At 58.1% G+C, this 16,508-nt stretch carries 12 protein-coding genes; 5 read left to right on the top strand and 7 right to left on the bottom strand.

What is annotated here, in order from left to right; translation table 11 throughout:
- Positions 1-76 precede the first annotated feature (76 nt).
- On the bottom strand, positions 77-3,841 hold the full coding sequence (locus tag ACD578_RS02645; RefSeq protein ID WP_404290615.1) for a beta strand repeat-containing protein: 3,765 nt from the start codon (positions 3,839-3,841) through the stop codon (positions 77-79).
- 978 nt (positions 3,842-4,819) lie between these two features.
- Between ACD578_RS02645 and ACD578_RS02640 the strand changes: the two genes are divergently transcribed.
- The 3 genes from ACD578_RS02640 to ACD578_RS02630 all read left to right on the top strand — a co-directional run bounded on the left by ACD578_RS02640 (position 4,820) and on the right by ACD578_RS02630 (position 8,451).
- Complete coding sequence (locus ACD578_RS02640) at positions 4,820-5,947, top strand: calcium-binding protein (RefSeq protein ID WP_404290613.1); 1,128 nt, start codon at positions 4,820-4,822, stop codon at positions 5,945-5,947.
- A gap of 401 nt (positions 5,948-6,348) precedes the next feature.
- Entirely contained in the window at positions 6,349-6,822 is a 474-nt protein-coding gene (locus tag ACD578_RS02635) for a peptidoglycan-binding protein (RefSeq protein WP_404290611.1), read from the top strand.
- 723 nt (positions 6,823-7,545) lie between these two features.
- Positions 7,546-8,451, top strand: a complete 906-nt coding sequence (locus tag ACD578_RS02630; protein ID WP_404290609.1) for a calcium-binding protein — start codon at positions 7,546-7,548, stop codon at positions 8,449-8,451.
- Between the two features lie 271 nt (positions 8,452-8,722).
- Here the strand turns inward: ACD578_RS02630 and ACD578_RS02625 are convergent, their stop codons facing one another.
- Positions 8,723-8,863, bottom strand: a complete 141-nt coding sequence (locus ACD578_RS02625; protein ID WP_404290607.1) for a hypothetical protein — start codon at positions 8,861-8,863, stop codon at positions 8,723-8,725.
- A gap of 962 nt (positions 8,864-9,825) precedes the next feature.
- On the opposite strand from ACD578_RS02625, the gene ACD578_RS02620 reads away from it, so the two are divergent.
- Positions 9,826-10,203, top strand: a complete 378-nt coding sequence (locus tag ACD578_RS02620; protein WP_404290605.1) for an HNH endonuclease — start codon at positions 9,826-9,828, stop codon at positions 10,201-10,203.
- A gap of 93 nt (positions 10,204-10,296) precedes the next feature.
- On the opposite strand, the gene ACD578_RS02615 is transcribed toward ACD578_RS02620, so the two are convergent.
- The 4 genes from ACD578_RS02615 to ACD578_RS02600 form a co-directional block, all read right to left on the bottom strand.
- Positions 10,297-10,710: a type II toxin-antitoxin system VapC family toxin gene (locus tag ACD578_RS02615; RefSeq protein WP_404290603.1), complete on the bottom strand. Its 414-nt coding sequence runs from the start codon at positions 10,708-10,710 to the stop codon at positions 10,297-10,299.
- Positions 10,710-10,880, bottom strand: coding sequence for an antitoxin (locus ACD578_RS02610; protein WP_404293670.1), 171 nt, complete (start codon positions 10,878-10,880; stop codon positions 10,710-10,712). Before ACD578_RS02610 ends, ACD578_RS02615 begins: the two co-directional genes overlap by 1 nt.
- A 144-nt stretch (positions 10,881-11,024) precedes the next feature.
- Positions 11,025-11,660, bottom strand: a complete 636-nt coding sequence (locus ACD578_RS02605; protein ID WP_404290601.1) for a hypothetical protein — start codon at positions 11,658-11,660, stop codon at positions 11,025-11,027.
- Between the two features lie 33 nt (positions 11,661-11,693).
- Entirely contained in the window at positions 11,694-12,497 is an 804-nt protein-coding gene (locus tag ACD578_RS02600; protein WP_404290599.1) for a hypothetical protein, read from the bottom strand.
- Between the two features lie 760 nt (positions 12,498-13,257).
- On the opposite strand from ACD578_RS02600, the gene ACD578_RS02595 reads away from it, so the two are divergent.
- On the top strand, positions 13,258-14,940 hold the full coding sequence (locus tag ACD578_RS02595; protein ID WP_404290597.1) for a glycosyltransferase family 2 protein: 1,683 nt from the start codon (positions 13,258-13,260) through the stop codon (positions 14,938-14,940).
- A 25-nt stretch (positions 14,941-14,965) separates the two neighbouring features.
- Here the strand turns inward: ACD578_RS02595 and ACD578_RS02590 are convergent, their stop codons facing one another.
- Positions 14,966-16,486: a glycosyltransferase gene (locus ACD578_RS02590; protein WP_404290595.1), complete on the bottom strand. Its 1,521-nt coding sequence runs from the start codon at positions 16,484-16,486 to the stop codon at positions 14,966-14,968.
- Between the last annotated feature and the right edge of the window lie 22 nt (positions 16,487-16,508).

Here is a 16,508-nt window from a genome sequence, read left to right as displayed (position 1 = left end):
GATAGTGGCCCGAAACGATAACGCGCCCCGCCAGCCTGAGCCAATGGGGCGCCTTATCGCGTGACGTTCGCACAGCTTAGACGACGAAGAAGTCGTGATACGTGAGTTTGGCCTTGTTGGAGAGAGTGGCGAACTTCACCTGCGCGGCGGAGCCAGTACCGTCCCGGTCATAGTAGAGCGAGCCGGTATCCCGGTCGTAGACGATCCGGTCCTGCGCATCCTGCGCCGTCTTGCTCGTCACGAACATGTCGGACGCCAGCTTCACGCCCTTGGCAGAGCCCTTTCCCAGCTTGGCGAAGACTGCATTGTCCAGCCAGATGCTGTCATAGGGGATGCTGAAGTTTTTAATCAGATCGACATTGCTGGTCTGGTTCAGCTTTGTGTCGAACACGAAGGTATCGCGGCCTGCATTGCCATAGAGGGTATCGTTGCCTGCACCGCCATTGACCGTATCGTTGCCGAGCCCACCGTAAACGGTGTCACGGCCCGCATCGCCCCAGACCCAATCGTTACCGGAACCGCCGTTGACGGTGTCACTTCCTGAGCCGCCATAGACCCAGTCCTGGCCAGAACTGCCTGACATCTCATCGTTGCCGGACCCGCCGTAAATCCAATCGCTGCCATGGTAGCCGTAAAGCGTGTCGTTGCCGCCCATCCCATTCAGCACATTCTGACCGACGCCGCTGCGCATGTCATTGCCGAGCGCGTTCCCCACCACGTTGGCACTCCCCCTCAGGGTGATGTTCTCAATGGTGTCCGGTAGGACAACAGTGCCCGAGCCGCTGTAGTATACATGATCGATGCCGCTCGTGCCGAGTGAGGCCGTCAACTGCGACGGGTCCGTGATAGTGATGTCCATGCCGCCGCTGGCATTGGGAGCAGTCACCGGATCCGGCATGAGCATGACCGCAGCCGTAGCGGCAGACGTAACGCTCTCGCCATGTCCACCACCGTCAGTATAGCTCGCCTTTACCGTAACGGCTTTACCCACTTGAGCTTCAGTCAGAATGAAAGTCGCGCCCGTCGCACCTGCGACGTCCGCCCCATCAGCCTGCCATTGATAGGCGATGAGCCCGAGGCCATCGGCATCCCCCAAAGTATGGCTGGCTGTCAGCATCTCACCCTTGACGGCCACCCCGCTGATGGCCACCGCGCCCGTTGGCAGATCGTTGATGTCGATTTCCAATGTCTGGGTAACAGCGGTAGAGCCGTTCCCTACGGTGTCGGTCGCCGTGACGGAGACGAGATTGTCACCATTCATGTCCAGCGACAGGCTGCCTGAAACGGGCGTTGCCTCTGCTAAATCGATGCTCCAGGTGCCGTTCGCGGCTGTCGTGATGTAAGTCGCACCACCAATGGTAAGGCGAATGGTAGCATCCACCTCACCCGTTCCAGAAATCACGGGAGTGGGATCATCTGTCCAGCTTCCGGACGTGATCGTAACGGCTGGAGCAGCATTGTCGATCGTCGCGTTAACCGTGCTCGAGTGGGCGCTCGTGTTTCCGGCAGCATCGGTGGCTTGAGCTCTGAAGGTATGTGCTCCTCCTGCAAGGGGAGTGGGAACGGTGAAACTCCAGTTCCCACTGCCATCCACCAACGTGGCGCCAACAGCCGTTCCATCGACCATGACAGTGACCGTTGTGCCGGCATCAGCCGTACCGATGATGGAAGGCCTACCATCGTTCGTTGTAGCTCCGTTGGCAGGCGCGAGGATGATTGGAGCAGCCGGAGCCAGCGTGTCGAACGAGATGCTATGCGTCGAGCCTGCACCTCCGATGTTGCCTGCCGCATCAGCATAGGCGCCAGCGGGAACCGCAATGCTGGCCGTGCCGCCATTGACGCCTGTGGTCGGCGTGAAGACGGCTGTGCGCGTCAATCCACTCCCAGAAATCGCGCCGAGCATGCCGCCAGAGATCAGAACGTCGCCGGCAGACCCGTTCCAAGTGAAGGTCGCACCCGGATCCTCGCTGAAGGTGAAGGTGATGGTTACTGTCTCGCCTGCTTTGAGCACAGACCTGTCGCTGGTGATCGCCAGAACCGGCGCAGTGGTGTCAAGCACAAAGGCCTGAGCATAGACAGTGCTATCGTTTCCGGCGGGATCTGTCACTTTAACGAGCAGGGTGTTACTGCCGGAAAGCACCACTCCTGCCAACGACCAGGCACTCGAACCGACAGAGGCGACCGCGGTTGTCCATGTAGCGCCGTTGTTGAGAGAGACTTGAACGGTTTCACCCGCAGCCAAGTTAGCTGACAATGTGCCGCTGATGGTTTGCGCCGCCGCGCTGGTCACGAAGTCCGTCACCGACAATCCAGAATCGACGGAGAGCGCCGCGCTGCCGACCGTCGTGGTTGGCGCTGTCGTATCGAGCACATAGGCTTGGGAGGAAGTCGCACCGCTATTACCATGCTGATCCACAACTTGGAGCCTGACGGTATTGCTGCCGGGAAGTGTGACGCCGCTCCATGTGAGAGTTGTACCGGAAACCTGACTCGTGATGTCAGTCCACGTAGCACCGTTGTCGAGCGAGCCCATTACGCGATCACCGCTCTCGAGCGATGCGCTTAATGTGCCTGTGATGGTTTGCGCTGCTACGCTTGTGATGAAGTCGGAACCACTACCGCCAGTATCGGACGATAGATTTAGACCGCTTAACGTGATGGACGGCGCTGTCTTGTCCAGCGTGATGGCCAGGGGACCGCTTGACGCGCTGATCAGCCCGCCACTTGCAGTCGTGATCAGCGCGTACACGTTATAGGTGCCAGAGGCGAGTGATGCTGTGGATAGCCCGCTGACGGACCATGCCCCGTTGTTGACGGTGGCGGTAGCACTCCCATCGGTTCCCGCGTCGTAAACTCCATTGCCGTTCCCGTCGATGAAGACGCGCACTGTGCTGGTGGTGTCGCCCGCGGGTCCTGTGCCCGAAAACGCCAACATCGAGGCCGCAGTGACATTGTCAGTGCTGCTGAGGCCGGTATCGGAGGCGTGAGTGAGATCCGGGGTGCCTGGGCTGGACGGGCTCACATTGACGGTAATCGTCCGCGTACTGGTCGACGTGCCATCGCTGACCTGAACAGTGAAGGTATCGACACCTGCAAAACCCGCAGCAGGGGTATAACTGATAGTACCGCCAGGGCCGATGTTCGTGCCGCCGGAAGCTGCCGTTGCACCGGAAACGTCAAGGGTTCCGTGACTTGGGGCACTTACTGCAGACCAAGTCAGGGTCTGAGTGCTGTCACTGTCGCTCACGTGAAGCAATGCTGAAACGTCGACTATTGTACCATTTTCTGAGGCGGATATTGAGGTGATTGAACCAATAAAAGTCGGCGCGACATTCGGCGGAGGGAAATCCGTGTCGACGACGAATTGATCGAGCCAGAAAGTTGAGTTTGGATTGCCGCCGGAGCTTCCAGGAATGTCCGTAATGACGAGTTTGTTCGTCACACCCGACGCAGGCATGGGGGGAAACCCATTGATCTGATACTTAGAAACCCAAACGCCATCGTGAAAGTAATTCTGGATAAGATCCGAATCGGGGTTGCTGGTTGAACTACCGGCAGCCGTGAAGACAAGATAGCCATCCGAGTTCGGACTTGCTTGATAATTTAAGATATAGTCGTTGTACTGAAAGGATCCGCCTGTAACGCTGGTAACCTCGATCCTGAATTGGCTTCCAGCGAAGTTTGCGTCTTCCGCGAAATTAAGGTGCCCGTTACTGAAATTGAGAGTCCAATTGCCCTGAGCCATGACGGTGAATCGGAGGCCGCCGACTACGACTACACTATCAGAGGTGTCCAAGTCGGTAATCTCGGCGCCTTCAAAGGCGATCGTTCTGTAAGCCATAGCTGCCCCTCGAAGCGCTCACCAAGCGATGGCGGAACCTCGTGGAAGTCCCTTAGGCCTGAGCGCTATATGTTATTAAGTTTCAAAGCGCTGCCATCAAGCTGCTCGCACACCTCGCTGAGCATGCAGAAGCTAGGCAGTATCGCCAGAATTGACGCTACGGAATGTCTTCGGCGCATAGGCTTGGAGTCAATGCCTACCGCCAGGATTTCTTAACCATATGATAAGATTCCGATCCGGTGTTGCATTTGTGTTTGTGGTTAGCGCATCTCAGCCCAACTGAGTGTTTCAATGATCTCGGGCCTCAAGGCACTCGTCAGACTGCGAAGTTCATCTGCACGATGGCTAGCCTGCTGCCGCTCTCCTGCCTCGATGGCCTCGGATGTGTCGAGCGGGTCATGGCTGCCGTGTCAGCAAAGACCGTGGCGCCGGCTGAGACATTGTTCCGGTGATGAGATCCTCTTGGCCGCGTACCCTGCCCTCGTTCCTCTCCAAGTCGCCAGCAGCGCAATGATTGGCGTCTGGCGGCCGCAGCATCAGCAACGGGAATACCGAGCATCAAAGCAAATCCTGAAGAGAGAAGATTTCGGCCAGAGCGCGCAGGCTGTAAACAACCGCTTCCGTTGATACTACTGCGTTGGAGAAGGAGGTGCCCTCGGCAGCGAGCTGTGCGAGCTATCCCTAGAAGAGCGAGCTGACCTCGCAAGCAATCGCCGGACGCTCTTTTGGAGTTTTCGACGCTTAACCCGGCCCACAGGTGAGCGACCGAATTCTCAGTGGCGGCGCTAGAACAGTAACGACAAATCAAGTCATCGACGGATCACCGTCCTCTAGACTGCCAAGGTTCATACAATGGTGTCGGTCGCCATCGCCGGTCGCCCTTGATGCCGAATGGAACGGCAAGGCTACCAACAATGTTGATGACATTGCCGTCACTCAGACGGCGCCAAGATCGCCGAGTTGCTCGAGGAGTTACCCATGCCCACCGTCATTGCCATTGAAGCCAAGCCCGTTGAGTTCGAAGGATTGGACAGCGGCTTCCTTCACCTCTACCTCGTCAAGACCGTCACGGATGACCAGGGTCGTGTCGTCTCAGAAAAGGTGATCCGGGGCACAGCAGGATCAAATGGCGATCTTGAGACGCTGGTCGATGCTAATCTGGCCACCTCGCCTGACCGGAGGGGCTCAGACACGCATGAGGAGAGGCACCGCAAGGTCCTCGATCTCGGCACCCGGGACGCCGATGATGTCTGGCAGATCATGGTTCAGCATGCCAATAACATCGAGAAAGCGGACCTCGACTATAGCGTAGATATCCTAAAGGAGGTTTCCGGAGGAGACCTGAACAGCAACTCTGTCGTTGCCTCAGTGCTGCATTCGGTGGGTCTGAACCTGAGCACAAGCCTCCCGGTCGGTGTCAGCCGATCGGACGCCCCTCTCTATGGGCAACTCCAGTACATGAACGTGGACGACGCGCTCTTCGGAACAGCGAACAGTGACTGGGTTCTGGGCGGCGTCGGAGATGACCGGCTTTACGGTCGAGATGGGAACGACCGTCTTTATGGGGAAGATGGCAGTGACCGGCTTCATGGCAGCTCTGGCGATGACCGTCTTTATGGTGGGAATGGCAACGACAGTCTGGACGGGAGAGCCGGTAATGATGCTCTCGATGGCGGCAGCGGTGCTGACCATCTCTATGGCAGCTTCGGTGACGATGTTCTCAGCGCTGGGAGCGGCAATGACCGTCTCTATGGCGAGTCGGGCGCGGACACTCTTCACAGCGGTTCGGGAAAGGACGCTTTCGTCTATAATGCGGTTCCGAACAGCCCAGCAGACGTCGACACCATCCGGGACTTCTCGGTCGCCCACGACACCTTCTGGCTGAACAACAAGGTGTTCACAGGGCTAGGAAGCGAGGGCGAGTTGAAATCCTCCGCCTTCCGGACGGGAACGGAGGCGCATGACGCAACGGACCGTGTCATCTACGACCGCACCAACGGTGTCCTCTACTACGATCAGGACGGCTCTGGAGCGACAGAGCAGGTCGTGGTGGCGAAGCTCTCCACAGGATTGAAGATGACGAACCTGGACATTCTCGTCATCTAGGCTCGGTCACGAAGATCCCGCGAGATGGAGCCGAGGCTGCGCGGGTGGGAATACACACGAAGTTAACCCTGGCTGTCTCATAAGACACTCACTGGGCGCGTTGCGTATCAGCCCAGTGAGTGTCCTGAGCCGACAGCATGCGGCTCTGGGCTTTCCTCGCTTATTTCAACGATCCGAGCTTTTTCCCAGAAGCCGAGCCTGCACCTCAGGTCTGATCAACTCTCTCTTCACCCCTTCCTGCCATACCCACAGCAGACCGTACCAGCGGCATACACGAAGCGAGATTGGATCGGGGTGTGGTGATGAACCGTCTGACAATAGGTCTGGCCGTAGCAGGGTGGGCTCTGTTTGCTTTCTCATTGCTAGGTCCTCAATCGTCTGTGACTGACGCACAGACTAACATGGCACGCTTGTCCCAGGCGGCTGAGACTGCCAGTGCAGACCGCGAAGCTCTTGCCGCAGAACTGGAACGGTTCATAGAGGGGAACCAGGATCTCCGGCATATCCAGAAGCAGATCGCCGCCGCTGCTCAGGAACTGAAGCACCTGCAGTATCTTCGGGGCAGGGTCAGTGGCGAGATCGACACAACCCGTCCTCAGCCCTCGAGAGCTCCATCTCAAGCATCACCTCCAGGTGAGACGTCTGACCCTCTCACTGTAGGGAGCATTCCTCTTTCTAAAGAGGACATCAGCAACGCGCAGCAGGCGCTTACTAGGCTGGGTTACGGACCTTTGAAAGCGGACGGGATCGTTGGGCCGGGTACTCGCCGATCAATTGAGGCCTTCCAACGAGCGAAGGGGCTGCCGGTGACCGGACAGCTCGAGGCCGATACCCTCAGAACGATCAAAGACAGCCAAACTACTGCGCAGCCCTGACCGTCAGAACTTAAAGGATCAACTCTTGAGCAATTGGTTTGGAGCGCAGGGCATCCGTGGCACGTCCTCGCTTTCAGCCTTACCCTCAGCATGACCCTTCTCCGCGACACCGCGGCCGTCTCCAAACACACCATCCAACCCGTCAGCGCCTGGTCTAAGGAATGGCGGATTAAGAACGAGGCCTGAGCCGTTCTGAAGATGTCGAAGCAAGAATAGGACGTGTTCCTCAGCCGGAAGGACGAGAACAGATGGAGCATCGATCGCGGAGTGATCGGCATCCGGGGATCAGAGGCGACCGAGGAGATGATGACGATCGAGCGGCTGCAGGAGGCTCGCTGCGAACGGCGTTGACCCATCATCTTCACATAATCTGCACTGACATACCGATCCATTTGTCATGGACCAGACAATCTTGTTCTTTCGGCCAGGCCAGTGGATGCGGGTGATCGCGCCTGCGGCCTTATTATGACCCGAAATTGTAGAATTCGGAGGATCCGGTTGCCAGCGCCGAGCTTCAGTTGTGCATTGCGGTAATACTTTTTGATTAGGAACTAAGAAGTACGTAAATAATTCATAGGCGATGGAAACGACAAAGAATACGCCTACGCTTGCAATGACTCTACTCTTACTAACGCAACCTTAGCCTTATACAAGCTGATCTTTATCGGCGTTTTCTTGTTTGCCATGAGTACCCATGCAACCTTCACAGTAGGACCATAGTCAATGGCCATTTTCGATGGAACGGCAGGAGCCGACAGGATCGGCGGAACCAATAACTCAGATACAATCAATGGGCTGGCAGGGAACGACATTCTCCTGGGCCTTCTCGGTCGCGATAATATTTTCGGTGGCGATGATTTTGACCGCATCGATGGGCAGGACGGGAACGATCTTCTCAGTGGAGGAAACGGCATCGATTTCATCGCGGGCGGTAATGGCCGGGATCGGATCTTCGGCGATGACGGAAGCGATCAGCTGATCGGTGAGTTTGGCAATGATACGATTTTCGGCGGCTTGGGAGACGATTACGCTGCCGGCAATCCAGGCAACGACCAACTCTTCGGCGGCGACGGCAACGACTTCTTCGTTGGCGAAAGCGGGCGCGACCTTGTTTATGGAGACGATGGCGACGATTTTGTCGCTGGCGGCGATGACAACGATACCGTCAGTGGTGGCAACGGAGACGACCTTGTCGATGGCGACCTGGGCAATGATGCCCTGTCCGGCAACGCCGGATCAGACGTCCTCTTTGGCGACCGAGGCAACGATGTGCTCAACGGAGGGGCCGGGACTGACACTCTTTGGGGTGGCTTCGGAGCTGACCGGTTTGTCCTCAGAAATCTCACCGATACTGGCACTACCAACGAGACGGCCGACTACATTGGTGATTTCTCGTTTGCCGGAGGCGATCGTCTCGACTTGAGCAGGATTGATGCCAACGAGGGCCAATCAGGAAATCAGGCGTTCACCTTTATTGGAACGACGGGTTTCACAGCGGCAGGCCAGGTCAATTTCTCGGTGAGCGCGGGCGATACCTTCCTTGCCCTGAACACCGACGCCGACACAGATGCGGAAGCCGTCATTCACATCGAGCAACTGGGCGTGAACGCAAACTGGTTCCTGCTCTAGGAGCAATGGGGGCCATCTTGCGGCTCTAAACTTCGACCCGTCATAGATCAAAATCTGTGACGGGGTGATAACCTGCAACAGGAGCATGCTCGCACTGCATGGATGCTCCTGCTCCCTTATCACGATGAGGTCGGGGCCGCGCCCAGTCTGTTGACCAAATTCGCGGCCCCTGCTCATGATGCCCGTACAAACCAAATTTCAGCTCCGCCTTCGGGTGGCGCTTACTTTTTGCCCAGCTCGACTTTCCCATAGCATTATGTTTCCGATCCACTCACTGGATCAGATACTCGTCGGAGATGCCTTCTCCGAAGACCGGGATGTTGGCGCTGGTGGCTATCCGGGCCACCCATAGCGTGCAGCTCTCCACCACCAAGAACTGGTGCTTGAAGCGGGGCATACCCAACGCCGTCATCAGCTCCTGGCCCTCCTCCAACGGCCAAGCAGCGCAGAATATTCCCGTTCGACCCCGATCGCGCAACCTTCCTGACGAACACAAAAGCCACAACATGCGGGAGCAGGAAAGTATCGAACATGGTTTAGCCCCCAGATTCAGTCATCGGGCCATTGCCGTGGCCAACGTCTCACCGATGCGCAGAGGCGTTTGGTATCGTTCTGCCCAATCCTTTTTATGAACGCCGGAGACTGAACACCCGCTCTCTGATGCATGAGCTGTCAGGGTACAGCCGCGTTACATAGGAAGGTAGCCACCGCAGCTCAAAGGGACTAAAGATTGACATACGATAATTAACGATATATCGTTAATTATCGTATGGAGAGCTCTGCCATGGCTGATGATCAAGATTCGTCCGTCAACTCCCCCTGCCCTCCTGCAGAGCTCAGTTATGCCATTCGTTCGGCTCGGGCGGTTGTCGAGGCTCTGATCGCGCGCGATCGGAATGCCGCCGAGGAAGCGGCCCTCCGCACCTGCCGTGACTGCGATCTCCTGATCCGCTTGATCCGGGATCTTGTGATCGTGCTGCGGGGTCCGTTCAGCCCGCAATTTGGTTTTGATGCTGTTAGAACGGCAGCCCTCGTTCGCCGCGCAGACCACGTGCTCTCCTTTGTCGAGGCTCCGCCCCCACACAAAGCCTGCTCTCGGTCACGCCCAATTGCGATCTCGGAGATGAAAATCGCCCTGTCCAACAACAGCGCGGAGGTTGCTCGAGAAGACAGAGACGCGGCGACGCACCGACATCCGAGCCTGATGCCTCTCAAAGACCGACGGTCGCCTCGCTTGGGCTGCGGGTTCGGCTCGTTCCATTTGAGGCTGACGATGACACGAGCCCTGCGGCCGAAGAGCAAACGGACAACACTTCTCAGCCGACGCAAGCCAAAGCACCTCCTGGCATCGTCGAGCGATGAGGAGCATGCAGCATGCCCCTTGTGGATCCGTCAGACCTCGGGACAACGCGACGAGCTCGGCTCTCGCCGCGAGTGCGGCTTGCTATATGGGAACAGGCCCGAGGGATCTGCGTCCTGTGTGAGCGGCGCATCGATGGCGTTCGCGAGCGCTGGATCATCGAGCACATCCGAGCCCTAGAGTTGGGAGGCCGTGACGAACCGGATAATCTGGGCCCTGCACATGCGACCTGTGCACGGGCCAAGACCCGCGACGACCATCAGCGCACGGCGAAAGCCAAACGGCAGAAGATCCGGCATCTCGGCGCCGACCAGACCAAGCGCCCCTTTCCCTGCGGAAGACGGAGTCGCTGGAAGAAGAAGATCGATGGCACTGTCGTACCGCGAGAATAACTCTCCGTCATTTCGCACGGGTGAGCTGGTTAAGCCAGGGTGCCGCGTCGTCACTGAATGGACCACTCCTAGGACAGTCCAACCGACCGCGTTCTATTCCTTGATCCAATTCTCGATGGTGAGCCCATCAACCCGCTGAAATTCGCGTTCATTGTTGGTGACAAGGATTAACCCCAGGCTCTTCGCGTGAGCTGCAATCCAGAGATCATTGTTGCCAATGAGTTCGCCGCGAGCAGCGAGATCCGCTCGAATCACGCCGTAAGTCTTGGCCAAATCAGCAGCCATGGGGACGACCGGGATCAAAGTGGTCAATTCCTCCAAGATCAACATGGCTTGGCGCGGGTCCGGGCTCTTTTGAACCCCATAGGCCAGCTCACCGTAGGTGATGACGGAAATGGCTGTCGAGCCGAGAGCCAGCACCTTGAAGCGGTCCAGAACGACTTGCGGCCGCTCCCGGCGGATGGAGAGGCAGATGTTAGTGTCGAGACGATACTGGGCTTGAGCCATCAGAGCCCCTCGCGCTCCTGCGGCGCGGTATCCTCCCGGGTCAGATCAGGCAGGTCACACAACCACTCAAACGCCCGCGCCAGCGACTTAGGTTTGTCCCGCTGCACGATCTCATCGCCGCGGCGAAATATCTCGACCTCATCGCTGGTGAGGCGGAATTGCTTGGGCAGCCGGACCGCCTGACTGTTGTGTTGCCGGATCGAAAAACCTTGGCGATAGCCATCATCTCCTCCGTATATACACTTGAGTATATACGGATTCGGCCGGCAAATTCAAAGATCTCCTATCCATTTGTAGGGACACTGGCACTTGGCTCACAAATGGGTCTTGCTTCGGACCACCGCTCGCGCTTCATCCAACCGTCGAATGGCCTTGTCGCGCCGGGACAGGGCACGACGCTCATATCGGTCAAGCCTTTCAAGCTGATCCCACTCCGAGAGTGATCGCCTCACCTGCGCGTTGTGTTGTATGATCCGCTGTGTCTCCTCATACGCTTTGAACACACGATTGATCTGGGCCGATTCTCTCCGGTGCAACTCGTCGATGGTCCCATCTAGAACTGCTCGGATCCGCGTATCGAGCGATGACGACTTGTACGACAGGAACTGGGTTGGCATTGGTTCCAAGGATGGAACCGGTAAGAAATATGCCCCTTGCGACATTTGCCCGAGGCGTTCTGTGCGTGCTCTTCGCGCGCGGACCACATCAATTGCAGCACTGGCCACCTGTCGTGCGGCTTCCCACACGACAGGATCCCTTTCGTTCTCTCCAGCAATGAGCTGGGCGAGATGCATGATCTCCGGTGCGAGGGCTGGGATCGTGGAAGCGGAGACGGCGAGCCCGTGCTTGAGGGCGTTCACACGAGAGCGCGCTTTACCTTCCCGGGATTTGGGTCCGGTGCTGTGCTGAGCATTGGCCCGGTTGGTGGCTAATTTTCGCGATGAAGGCATGGATCAACACCATTGATGCTTTGCCGCAGTGGGTCACCTAACATCGGCAACATCCTGTGCCGCGAGACGAAGGCGGCGCGCAAAGGAATCGCGCCGGCGTTCAAGTTCATTCAAAGCGCGGTTGCGGCGAGCATCCGCTCCGGCGATCAGCCGATCAATCCGTTCAAGGTCATCCAGCTTTTCCGCAAGCGCTTGCGCCATCAGCGTGTCGATGTCCAAGCCACGCCGACGCAGGATCATGTCCACCTCCGTCACCGCGGCAACCTCTCCCGTGGTATACGCCGAGATCAACTCCGGGACGCTGAAGACGCGAACGCCGTTGGCTTGCCCAGCATCCTTTGTCGTCGCCAGCAGGTTTGTCAGTGCCTGACGGCCAGCCCCCATTAGCAGGCTCGCTTTGAACCGTCTCAGGCGCTGCGACTCCCATACGAGGTCGACCATATCCTTGATCCACACGGCCTCAATGGTGTCTGTCGGTTTGACGGCCGCAGTGGTCCTGGACAGGAGCTCATCATAGTCGGCTTCGCTTTCGCCAAGGACAAGGGGACGCTTGGCAAACAGGCCCCCGAGATCCTTTGGAAAACGCTGAATATCGGTGGGATCGGAAGGAGCCTTGACCGCTTCAACTGGTGGGGCATTTGCGGGAGGCTCGGCGAGTGTCTGTTGGACGGGGGCCGACGATGCGGGCCTCTGGACCGGCTCCGCTGGAAGCGGCTGTGTTGCGGGTTCTGTCGAATAAACGAAGCCCAAAAACTTCGGGTCCCAGGTTTCCGGGTCGATTTCAGTAGTAGAAAATATAGGCGTCGGCACAGGCGAGGTCGGTGATTTCTTGACCATGATCAGAGCCAATGTTGGTGAGTGCGAGCAATTCTGTTGCCTTGCCAGATACTGAAGGCGCTAGTCGGAGGCGGCTCACCAGCGAGCGATGCTTCCTGAAAACAGCTCCTGCCAGTGGTCTCGGTCAAAGCTCTTCAAGCGTACGGCCGGGTGTAAAACAAGAGGTTGCTGATCAGGGTGACCGCGGAAACCATTGTGGAAATTATTGCAACGAAATACCAGATGACGATTGTCCTGGCCTACAAGCTCTCGAGGCCTTTGGCTGTGCCCAGGATTGAACCGGGGACGCCGTGCTTCCTATAACGGCTTTGGGGACAGAGCTGCTGAAAAGCACAAGCGAACCGAGTAATCGCTCGAACAGAGAGCAGCCGCCGCGTCCTAGCCTTCCTGTCGCCAGACGTGGGGGCGATAGAATCGCCTCGACTGAATTCCTTTGCTTGGGAGCCCGGTGGATATATAGGTGCAGATTCCGGTTCAGAGTCGTTTCTGATCATGCCGACCCACTATCGGGATGAGATCCTGAAAAATGAGCATTGCACAGAACCTCAAGCATATTATCCCGAGCGGGGCCCGGACGCGCATTAAGCGAAAGTTTCCTGAGCCTATTAAGAAGCTTGCAATAGGTGTGGACTCGATCCCGCTCGTGCTTAACGGCCAAGCTTGGGAGAGATTTTGGCACCCCAATCCTAACCGAGAACCCCACCCTCTCTTTGCCAAGATGTGGTCTGGGTTCGGCGAGCGAGCAGCCAGAGAGTTGGAGTTGTCCAAACCTTTGGCTCAGCGGGATCGGGCGACTCTAGCGGCAACGGCTTGGTCCCTCGCCAAGTGGTACGCCTACAACGGGCAATCCGAGGCAGCCCTCGACAACTTGATCCTCATGACGACTGCGGCTCCTAGGACGCGCAGGAATGTCTATGCGCAAACCATGATCGTCGAATGCCTTCTCCGGCTGGATCGCCCGGACGAAGCCCGAGAGTGGCTGCAATGGGCCTCAAAAGGCACCAGATTCCGAGCAGAGTTCTATTTCTCAGCCGCGAATATTAGCCACGCGCTGGCCCTCAGAGCTGGATCCGTCGACGCAGCCGATTCCGAGCGCCTGAATTGGCTGAACAAGGTTTACGAGGACAGCGGCTTCTCACCAGTCAACAAGCTGAATGAGAAAGCACCGTTGAGTCTCGACAACATCACAGTTGCCAATCCTCGCTCCGTCGAGGCGCCTGCGAAGCTCAGCGTCTTGATGCCGGCCTACAACTGCGCCGAGACCCTGCCGATCGCCCTGAGCAGTATTCTCAGCCAAACTTGGCGAAACCTCGAAGTGGTGATTGTCGATGACAGGAGCCCGGATAACACCTGGGAGGTCATCGAGCGCTTTGCTCAGCAGGATAGCCGCGTCATCCCGTTGCGGCATGAGAAGAATGGCGGCGCCTACGCAGCCAGGAACACGGCCCTCGCGCATGCAACAGGAGACTTTGTCACCGTTCATGATGCGGATGATTGGTCACATCCAGAAAAGTTCGCTGCACAGATGATCCATGCCATTGCTCACCCGGAGGGCATCGGCACGACCATTGGTGTTCGTGTCTCAATGGATCTCCGCTTCGACGTCAAGGCCAACATGGCCGGAATGCTGATGGAGAACACCTCGTCGCTGCTGGTCAAACGGCAGACCATGGTCGATCTCGGCGGCTGGGATGTTACACGGCTCGGGGCCGACTCGGAACTGTATGAGCGCATCAGGGCCAGGCACAATCTCGCAGCGAACAAGCTCTTTCCCGCAACCCCTCTGACGCTCATTCTGTTCAGCGGTTCCTCGCTCACCCAGACCAAGGCTGCCGGAATTGCGACTGTAAACTATGGCGCTCGCCGACAGTACAAGGAGGCCTATCGCTTCTGGCACGCCACGGAGATGGCGAAGCCTGACCCGGACCTGCGCATGACGCCGGAACGACGTTTCCCAGCGCCTCGGATTATCTTGGGACGCAAGGAACCTATCCAAGACGTCGACGCCGTTATCGTCGGGAACTTTGCCGATGCCGCGCGGCCATTCGTGCAGGATGTCGCCTATTGGGAGCAGTTAGCGAAAGCCGGCCTGAAACTCGGCCTCGTCCACTGGCCGAGCTTCAGGCGAGCCGAGGCCAATATCATGCCCCCGGTTCGTTCCGCGATCGCCGCGGGCCTCATTGAGAATATCGTTCCGGGTGAGAGTGCAGCGTGCAAGCTCGCCGTTCTCCTGGACGCCAGCCTTCTCGATGATCCTCCGTCCCCGCTTCCTGCTCTCTCGGCCGAGCATCTTGTCGTGACAGGCAGTGCTGAGCTTTCGGGGCGCCACGAGGCGGAAGCAAAGGGTTATTTCGGCTGCGCTCCGCTCATCATTGGCGACGACTACGTGGCCCCTGCGCTGGACTGGATCGATGCCTACAAGCAAGCGGCACCCTCGCAGTGAATGGCCTAATGCGGATTGATCGAACTCAGTTCCCGCGGTCCGGTGCAGGGAGCAGGCCCTCCGGGACGGGAAATGGGCGCGTCTTGAGCGGAAAGGGCATGTAGAGCGTTTCCGCCATTTCATGCCAAAGGCCGAATGATCGGCGATAGGCGCTGCGCACCGGGCTGAAGAGGCCCATTTCGCTGTCGATTGCGAAGGCGCCGCCGCCCGAGAGCGTCGCTTCCGACCAATGGACGAACGACAGCAGCTTATTGATCTTCAGAATGCTGTGCCGCCCAAAGGCCCGTTCCATCCTCAGATGGAACTCTCCATCGCCTGCCGCCCGCACGGAATCATACCATCCGATCTTGCCGATGACTGCGCTGCGCCTGAACATCAACGATGAGGCATCCGGCCGGAGATAGCCGTTCAACGCTCTGAATCCCCGCTCACGGGAGCAGCGAATGTGCTCAACCCAGGTCGCAATTGCCGAACGGCTCCTCTGCAGTTCGGCAACGGCTGTGGCGATCTTCTGCGGGTGAGCCCAATCGTCGGCATCCTGATTGGTGACGAACTCTCCTGCTGCAGCCGACAGCGCCATGTTTCTGGCGACAAAGGCTCCCGAATTCTGCTCCAAGGTGATCAAGCGAAATCGTGGATCAGCGTCGCAGAACCGAGCGGCGATCAGGGTCGTCTCGTCCGTGCTGCGGTCATCGACGATGATGACTTCGAAATCCTGATAGGTCTGGTGGCGCAAGGAATCCAGAGCGTAGGGAAGGGTCTGCGCGCTGTTGTAGGCGGGCATCAGGATCGAGACCAGAGGTCCGCGCACTGGGGTTGTCGCAACGGCGACCGCTGTGAGGTTGTCGCAAGACAGCGGCGCGCGCTCGTCTATCAGAGCAACCGGGTCGAGGCTCTGCCTTGCAAGAACGGCATTGATGCTGGCCAATTGAAGGTCATAGCGGCCGCCCCAGAAATGAATCTGCGCATCCAGAATGTCGACTTTGGCCCTTTTCCGGTCGCTGCGCGCCTCGTGCCTGAGTGCAGCCTCAAGCTCGAGAGCTTCCGTGGTCCTACCGCCTGCCCGGAGGTGGTGAGCACATTTCAGGGTGATGTCGAAATGCGTTGCTGCCAGCGAGGGTCCGTGGCCCAGAATGCGCCTCAGCGCCTTCCCGCCGGCCGCCGGATCCAGGTTCCCGGTAAACAGGTAAACTTTCGCCAGGAACACAGACGCCTCTTCGCTGTCCGGCTCCTTCAGAACGGTCTCGATGATGCGCCTCACGACATCGAAGCGGTTCAGATTGGCCGCAGCCAGGAGGTAAAGGTACCGGCAGTCGAAATCCGCTTTGGCCTCTTCAGGCATCGTCTCATAGGTCTGGACGAGCTCCTCGAACCGGTGGGCCGCCAGGAAAGCATTGAGCAGGGCTCGCCAGGTCCGGACCGTCTTCGGTTCGGCCTCGGCCAGGTACTCTGCTGCCTGGTTGAAGTTGCCCGCATCGAGGAGAGTTCCGGCCCGTCCCAGGACCGCCGTCTGGCGATCCGGTGAATGGGCCCTCAACTGAAACACCACCCTCCTGAGGAGATTATTC

The organism is Microvirga sp. RSM25, from assembly GCF_044784385.1.
GTDB classification, from domain to species: Bacteria; Pseudomonadota; Alphaproteobacteria; order Rhizobiales; family Beijerinckiaceae; genus Microvirga; species Microvirga tunisiensis.
This window is presented reverse-complemented; position numbering and strand designations above follow the sequence as displayed.

Excerpts from the sequence above, each read along its gene's own strand:
- ACD578_RS02645 (WP_404290615.1), bottom strand. The coding sequence starts at position 3,841 with ATGGCTTACAGAACGATCGCCTTTGAAGGCGCCGAGATTACCGACTTG.
- ACD578_RS02640 (WP_404290613.1), top strand. The coding sequence starts at position 4,820 with ATGCCCACCGTCATTGCCATTGAAGCCAAGCCCGTTGAGTTCGAAGGA.
- ACD578_RS02635 (WP_404290611.1), top strand. The coding sequence starts at position 6,349 with ATGGCACGCTTGTCCCAGGCGGCTGAGACTGCCAGTGCAGACCGCGAA.
- ACD578_RS02630 (WP_404290609.1), top strand. The coding sequence starts at position 7,546 with ATGGCCATTTTCGATGGAACGGCAGGAGCCGACAGGATCGGCGGAACC.
- ACD578_RS02625 (WP_404290607.1), bottom strand. The coding sequence starts at position 8,863 with ATGACGGCGTTGGGTATGCCCCGCTTCAAGCACCAGTTCTTGGTGGTG.
- ACD578_RS02620 (WP_404290605.1), top strand. The coding sequence starts at position 9,826 with ATGCCCCTTGTGGATCCGTCAGACCTCGGGACAACGCGACGAGCTCGG.
- ACD578_RS02615 (WP_404290603.1), bottom strand. The coding sequence starts at position 10,710 with ATGGCTCAAGCCCAGTATCGTCTCGACACTAACATCTGCCTCTCCATC.
- ACD578_RS02605 (WP_404290601.1), bottom strand. The coding sequence starts at position 11,660 with ATGCCTTCATCGCGAAAATTAGCCACCAACCGGGCCAATGCTCAGCAC.
- ACD578_RS02600 (WP_404290599.1), bottom strand. The coding sequence starts at position 12,497 with ATGGTCAAGAAATCACCGACCTCGCCTGTGCCGACGCCTATATTTTCT.